General features: G+C 68.4%; 4 protein-coding genes. All 4 read left to right on the forward strand.

Annotated elements, in window-relative coordinates; genetic code table 11:
• Nucleotides 1-280: 280 nt before the first annotated feature.
• A complete protein-coding gene (locus MPTA5024_RS40680) occupies nt 281-472 on the forward strand; it encodes a hypothetical protein (protein WP_157099321.1) in 192 nt (63 codons plus the stop codon).
• 378 nt (nt 473-850) lie between these two features.
• Nucleotides 851-4,609 (forward strand): ThuA domain-containing protein, encoded by a 3,759-nt coding sequence (locus MPTA5024_RS07415; protein WP_198166999.1) that lies wholly within the window; start codon nt 851-853, stop codon nt 4,607-4,609.
• 37 nt (nt 4,610-4,646) lie between these two features.
• Nucleotides 4,647-6,689 (forward strand): ThuA domain-containing protein, encoded by a 2,043-nt coding sequence (locus MPTA5024_RS07420; protein ID WP_232326267.1) that lies wholly within the window; start codon nt 4,647-4,649, stop codon nt 6,687-6,689.
• A 380-nt stretch (nt 6,690-7,069) separates the two neighbouring features.
• Nucleotides 7,070-7,399, forward strand: a 330-nt coding sequence (locus tag MPTA5024_RS07425; protein WP_036321008.1) for a DJ-1/PfpI family protein, incomplete at its 3' end; no start/stop codon positions are given.

Raw genomic sequence — 7,399 nt, forward strand, 5'->3', positions numbered from 1 at the left:
CCCGTCCCGGTGACCGCACCTCGGACCGTCACCGTCGACGGCTCCCCCGTCCACATCCTGGAGACCGGCACCGGACCCACGGTGCTGATGCTGCACGGCTCCGGACCCGGCACGACCGGATCCGGCGCCTGGACGACGACCGCAAAGGCACTGGCGACCGGCGCATGATGCAGGCGGTGGCGTAGGTCGGCCAATGGCCAGGGTTCGGCGGCTCGATCGTGGCCAACCTGTTCAACCCGCGAGTGATCGTCATCGGGGGCTACTTCGCCTCACTGGCCGAGTGGCTGCTGCCCACGCGCAGGATCAGCTGCGGCGGCTCGTGGTGGCCGCCCCCGCCGCCCAGTGCCGATGCGTCGCCTCCACGCTCGGCTTCGGCGCCGCTTCCCGCGGCACCGCAAGCATGGTGGTCAACCGGATCATCGACGACCCGACCACGATCATGGATTCACTACCCCGGCCGACAGAGCACTGACGGGTCCCCACAGACCTGGAGACGGCACCCTCCAGCAACCCCCCGTATCCGCAGACAAGCGGCAACAAGCGCGGCGGCGCGCGCCTTGCCTGACATCCCCCGGTCAGGAGAGGGTTTCCCATGTCACCACGTCATCGAACGTGGGCCAGGCTGCTCGACGCAGCCCTGCCAGAAAACGGACGACGCCCGAGACGTCGCACCGCGACCACGATGGCCTTAGCCCTCATCGCCCCTTTCATCACGCTCCTCGCGACGCCGGTGAGCGCCGAGGCCCCCACGGCGGCTGAGCCCGCTTTCATCGCTGCACCGGCGCTGCTGCAGCCGTCCGTGTCTGCCGCCAAGCCCGCACCACCAGACGCCGGCTTCAAGGTACTCGTGGTGCGCAGCACCCAGGACGCGGTGTCGTCGGCCGGCCTGGCCGCGATCCGGGATGCGGCCAGAACCGGTGATTTCACGGTCGTGGCGCCCGGGCCCGCCGACGTGGGCGACCACTTCACGAAGAAGAAGCTGGCGCAGTACCGCGCGGTCGTGTTCTTGGACACGGGTCTCGCGAGCCCGCTCACGGACGCGCAACGCGCGAACTTCGAGAGCTACTTCCGCGACGGCGGCGGCTTCGTCGGCGTCGGCTCGGCGGTCGAGACCGACGAGTCCTGGTCGTTCCTGACCGACCTCCTGGGGACGCGGGCGTCCGGCAGGACCGACGTGCAATCGGGTGACGTGAAGGTCGCCGACCGCGTCCACGACGCGACCAAGGATCTGCCGCAGTTCTGGTCGCGGACCGACAACTGGTACAACTTCACGAAGAACGTCCGCGGTGTGTCACACGTCCTCGACACCGTCGTCGAGGACCCGTTCGGGCCGCAGCCGCAGGGCGCCGACCTCGACGGGATCGCCGGGGGCACGATGGGCGCCGATCACCCGGTCTCGTGGTGTAAGGACTTCCAGGGCGGCCGCTCGTTCTACACCGGCCTGGGCAACACGGCCGCGAGCTTCGACGCCGGCCTCACCAAGCACCTCAAGGGCGCGATCGGCTGGGCCGCGGGCCAGGCCGACCCGGTCTACAGCGATTGCGGCGCCACCGTGCTGGCCAACTACCAGCAGACGAAGATCGGCTCGCCGCCGAACCTGCAGGAGCCGATCGGCTTCGACCAGCTGCCGGACGGCCGCGTTCTGCAGACGGACCGCCTCGGCTCGCTGCGCATGCACGACCCGGCCACGGGCGTCACCACGGTCGTCGCCAACTTCGCCGATCCGAGCCTGCCGATGACGCAGCAGATCTACTCCGCGGGCGAGGACGGGCTCTATGGCCCGGCGGTCGACGCCAGCTTCGCGACCAACAAGTGGGTCTACCTTTACTACTCGCCGAAGGAGGTCACCGACGTCAAGCTGAGCGACGGATCGGTCGTCACCCAGATCACGCCGAACACCACCCCGCCGGACGTGGCGGCGTCCAAGACCGCGTGGGATCCGTACGTGGGCTATTTCCAGCTCAGCCGCTTCAAGTTCGTCGACGCCACCGACAGCACGCCGGCGCACCTCGACATGGGCTCCGAGCAGCAGATCATGCGCGTGCCGGTCAACCGCCAGGAGTGCTGCCACGTCGGGGGCGACATCGACTTCGACAAGCACGGCAACCTCTGGATGGTCACCGGCGATGACACGCCCGCGGGCGGCATCAACGGCGGCGGCTACGGGCCGTACAACTCGCAGAAGACCGACGAGCAGCAGACCGTGCGCGTCACCAACGCGACGGGCGGCACGTTCACGCTGACCTTCGAGGGCCAGACGACGGAGCCGATCGCGTGGAACGCGGATCGCAATGCGATCGACGCGGCGCTCGAGGCGCTCTCGAACATCGAGGCGGATGAGATCCAGACCAGCGGCGGCCCGGTCAACACGTCGAACGTCAACGTGTTCTTCCGCCGCGGCAAGCAGCAGTCCGATCAGCCGCAGATCACCGCCGACGGCGCCGGCCTGACCGGCACCGCCACGCCGTCGATCGCCACCAGCACGGCGCAGGCGGGCGGCTGGTATCAGCGGCTCACCGGCGACTCGCGCCGCAGCGCGCTGAACACCAACGACCTGCGCGGCAAGATCCTGCGGATCAAGGTCAAGGACGGCGACATCTCCGCCGCCGACGCCAACAAGGCCGACTTCGGCTCCGGCGCGGGCGCCTACTCGATCCCGTCGGGCAACCTGTTCCCGCTGGTCGCGGGCGCGCCGCAGGACAAGACGCGGCCAGAGGTCTACGCGATGGGTTTCCGCAACCCGTTCCGGATCCAGGTCGACGAGAACGATGTGGCCTACATCGGCGACTACTCGCCCGACGCCCAGACACCGCAGCGCTCGCACGGCCCGGCGGGCACCGGCCGCTACGAGATCGTGCGCAAGCCGTCCAACTACGGCTGGCCGACGTGCTACAAGCGCGACCTCGCGCACTACCAGTGGAGCTTCCACGAGTTCGCGCCCGGCACCACCACCCCGGGCACGCCGCTGAACAACCCGCCTCAGAAGTTCGACTGCGACGGGCCGACGCAGCGCAACGACTCGCTGTGGAACATTGAGGGCGGTCCGACGGTCGAGCCGGGCCTGAGGGACGTCCCGCCGGTCACCGACCCGGACATCTGGTACTCCTACCGCGACAACAACACGAACGCGCCGCTCGGCACCCCATGCGAGGCCTACTACGCGCCGACCCCGGGCCCGATCGCGCCCGGCTCGACGACCGAATGCCCGCGGCTGTTCCCCGAGCTCTACACCGGCGGCGTCGGTCCGCACGGGGTCACGAAGTACCACTACGACCCGGAGAACCCGAACCCTCACAAGTTCCCGCCGTACTACGACGACTCGGTGATCATCAGCGAGTGGACGCAGGACACGCTGCGCGAGGTCAAGCTCGACAAGCAGAACAACCACATCCAGAAGATCAACAACTTCCTGGATTGCGGCAGCCGCGCGAACGCCGGGGCAGGCAGGTTCCGGTTCGAGTGCGACAACCCGATGGACTTGCAGTTCGGTTCTGACGGCGCGTTCTACCTGCTGACCTACGGCAACGGGTTCAACGTCATCAGCCCCGACGCGGGCCTGTACAAGTGGGAGTACGTCAAGGGCAAGCGCGCGCCGAAGGCCGTGCTCACCACGGACCGCACCGACGGCTCAACACCGCTGACCGTGAACTTCTCCAGCGCCGGCTCGCTGGATGAGGATCCCGGCGACTCGATCCGCTTCGAGTGGAACTTCGGCGACGGCTCGGCGATCGAGACCGACCCGAACCCGACACACACCTACACGCAGTCCGGCCGCTACACGGCCGTGCTGACCGTGCTCGACTCGTCCGGCAAGCAAACCTCGACCAGCACCGTGATCATCGTGGGCAACACGAGCCCGACGGTGGTCGTCAATACGCCGGTGGAGGGCGGGACGTTCGCGTTCGGCGACGACATCCCGTTCTCGGTCACGGTCACCGACCCCGAGGACGGGACGGTGAATTGCTCCGAGGTGCAGGTGACGTTCGTGCTCGGCCACGACGCGCACGGCCACGCCGAGGAGTCCGTCAACGGCTGCTCGGGCGTGCTCCACACGGTCGCCGACGACGTCTCACACGGCGGCAACGTCTCCGGCGTGGTCCAGGCGCGCTACACCGACCACGGCGGTCCGGGCGGCGTCCCACAGCTGACCACGACCGGCCAGCACCAGATCCGCCAGAAGCACCAGGAGGTGGAGTTCGTCGTCAACCAGTCCGGCACCAACACGGCGACCAACACCGACGGCGGCGCCGGCGTGCACCGCGGCAGCCTGGGCTCGGGCGACTGGCTCCAGCTCAACGGCCCATTCAACCTGACCAACATCGATTCGATCACGTTCCGCGTGGCGGACGCGGCGACCGGCCGCACGCCCGGGTCGCCGCTGGCGGCAATCGAGGTCCGTCAGGACTCGATCACCGGGCCGATCCTGACGACGGCCAACCTCGTGTCCACCGGCGGGACGGGAACCTGGACGAGCCAGACGTTCCCGGTCTCGATGTCCGGGACGCATGAGCTGTTCCTGGTGTTCCGCTCGGTCACGGGTGGCGCCACGGGCGGCAACCTGTTCAACCTCAACTGGGCCGAGTTCGTCGGCACGGGCATCGGCACCTAGCGAACCCGCCCGTACAGCGGCAAGAGAGAAGACACTCATGCGGAGAAGATTTCTCACATCGGCAGTGGCCGCCTGCGTGACGGCGGCCGCACTCCTCCCCGCGGCACCGTCGTGGGCGCAGGAAACGACACCGCCGACGATCAACGTGGCGACGCTGTCGCCCTCTGCGCCGACCGGCCAGAACAACTGGTACACCGGCCCGGTGACGCTGAACGTGTCGGCGACCGACGACGTCGGCATCGCCAAGTTCCAGTACTCGCTCAACGGCGGCGCCGCCTACATCGACGTGCCCGTCGAGGGGGCGCCGGCGTCGGCCACGGCGTCGGCGGTGATCACGCAGGAGGGCAACACCAACGTCCGGTACCGCGCGGTCGACACGTCCGGAAACGTCGCGGCGTTCCGCTCGATCTCGGTCCGGATCGACACGCGCGCGCCGACCGCATCGTACCCGGCGATCACCGACGGTCACGTCGGTCACGTCGCCACACTCATCCCGACGCGCACGGACCCCGCCCCCGGCTCGGGCGGAGTGGCTGTGCTGAACATGTACCTCGACGGCAAGCTGGTCCCGCCGTTGCCGGTGCAGACCTCCGACCTGTCACTCGGCGTGCACACGCTCGCGGTGCATCTGTCTGACGCTGCTTCCAGCAGCGCGAAGTACACGCAGACGTTCATCGTGACGACATCGTTCGCGGACGTCGGCACGCTGATCACCCGGTTCGTGACCGCCGGCAGCGTCCCGGCGGAGGCCGGCGCGGCGCTCCAAGCCAAGCTCGACCAGGCGAAGGCGCTCGCCGACGCCGGCTCGGCCAAGCGCGCGAGCCAGGTCCTGCACGAGTTCGTCTCGATCGCCGGCGACCAGATCGCGCCCGGCTCGGCCCGCAGCACACTCGTGGGCGATGCGCGTTACCTGATCGACCAGCTCAACGGCCGGCTCGCGCCGGAGCCCGCGACGGGCCTCGATTCTGAGCCCGCGGAGGGCCCGAAGGTCATTCCGGACCCGGTGCTCGCCCCGCTCCCGCACAACCCGGACGCCGACTACAACGTCCTGGTCTTCTCCAAGACGACGGGCTTCCGGCACGACCACATCCCGCACACCGTGGCCGCGATCCAGAAGCTCGGCATCGCGCACAACTTCAACGTCGACGTCTACGACCCGCAACTCCCGACCGTCACGCTGCCCACGAGCCCGTTCCTGAGCCTCGACACGCTCAAGCAGTACGACACGATCGTCTTCGAGTCCACCGTCGGGCACCCGGGCCCGCTCAATCCGATCACCGAGGAGCCGAACTTCGAGGCCTACATGCACCAGGGCGGCGGCTATGTCGGCATCCACGGCGCCGCCGACTCGTTCGAGATCGGCACCTGGCCGTGGTACGGCGACCTCGTCGGTGGGTTCTTCACCAACCATCCGAACGGCCAGAACGGGTTCGGCCAGTGCGGCAGTTGCATCCACGCCGAGGTGGTGACCGAGGACAACACGCACCCGGCGACCGCGCATCTCCCTGCCCGGTGGCTGACGGTCGACGAGCTCTACAACTTCGACCGCAACATGCGGGCCGACGTGCACACGCTGCTGAGCCTCAACGAGGACAGCTACCAGCGCAGCCTCAACAGCGGCAACGCGGCCACCAACCCGCTGCGGCTGATGAACGGCGACCACCCGATCGCGTGGTGCCAGAACTGGGACGGTGGCAAGGCGTTCTCGAACATCCTCGGCCACTTCCGGACGCAGTACTACGACGACTCGTTCATGCAGATCATCCTCGGCGGGATCGAGACGACCGCCGACCGCAAGAGCGCCAACTGCTCGTCCTACCGCGAGACCAGCATGCTGATCGAGGCCGACCGAGCGGCCGGGCTGCTGACCGCGGACGCCGCGGACGCCGCCGATGCCGCCCTGGACATCGCGCGGGACAGCTACCTGGCAACCAACTACACCACCGCCATCCCGAAGCTGAACTCGATCGTCGACCTGGCGAACGACGAGGCCTCCGGCGACGCTGCGGCGCGTTCCGAGCTCGCGCGGCAGGCGCGCGAGCTGCGGGAGTGGATGCAGAACCTCAACCGCCGCCGCTGACCCGTTAACGCGGCGGGGGCGGTGGATCGCCGCTCCCGCCGCGCTGACGCTGGACCGCACCACCCTCGCGGATGCATGCACGACCTTCTCGTGATCATCGACGGAACATCGGCAGGTGCCGCACGTGACCCATCCTTCGAAGGGAGCGGTGATGGCGGTCGGGTCGACGCCCTGCAGGCGGCATTCGAACACTAGGTCCAGGCCGACGGCGGTTGCGCCGGCAGGGCGATCACCGAGGCCGATCGCGAGGTCGTGATGAGCCGGCCGAATGAAATGAAAGAACGCGTTCCGCGACACGGAGAACGGATGCGACCTTTCCTATACGATCCGAGTGGTCGGATTGAATCCACCTCACCCGCCTCAGATGCGAGGAGAAGCAGGTGCCCAGAGCGCTGCTCCTTACCGGCGACGCCGCCGAGGAGCTCGACACTATGTATCCCTACTATCGCGTGCAGGAGGGCGGCTGGGACGTCGACGTCTCCTCACGGACGATGCGTGACGTTCAGCTGGTCATCCACGAGTTCGACCCCAACTCCGACGCCTACGTGGAGAAGAACGGCCGGAAGCTGCCGGTCGACGTGCCCTGGGCCGACGTCGACGTCGAGCGCTACGACGCCCTCATCATCCCCGGAGGACGTGCCCCCGAGTGGATCCGGGTCGACCCCGACGTCCGGCGCATCACCGAACACTTCTTCGCGCGCAACCTCCCG

It is taken from the genome of Microbispora sp. ATCC PTA-5024 (assembly GCF_000511135.2).
GTDB lineage: Bacteria > Actinomycetota > Actinomycetes > Streptosporangiales > Streptosporangiaceae > Microbispora > Microbispora corallina.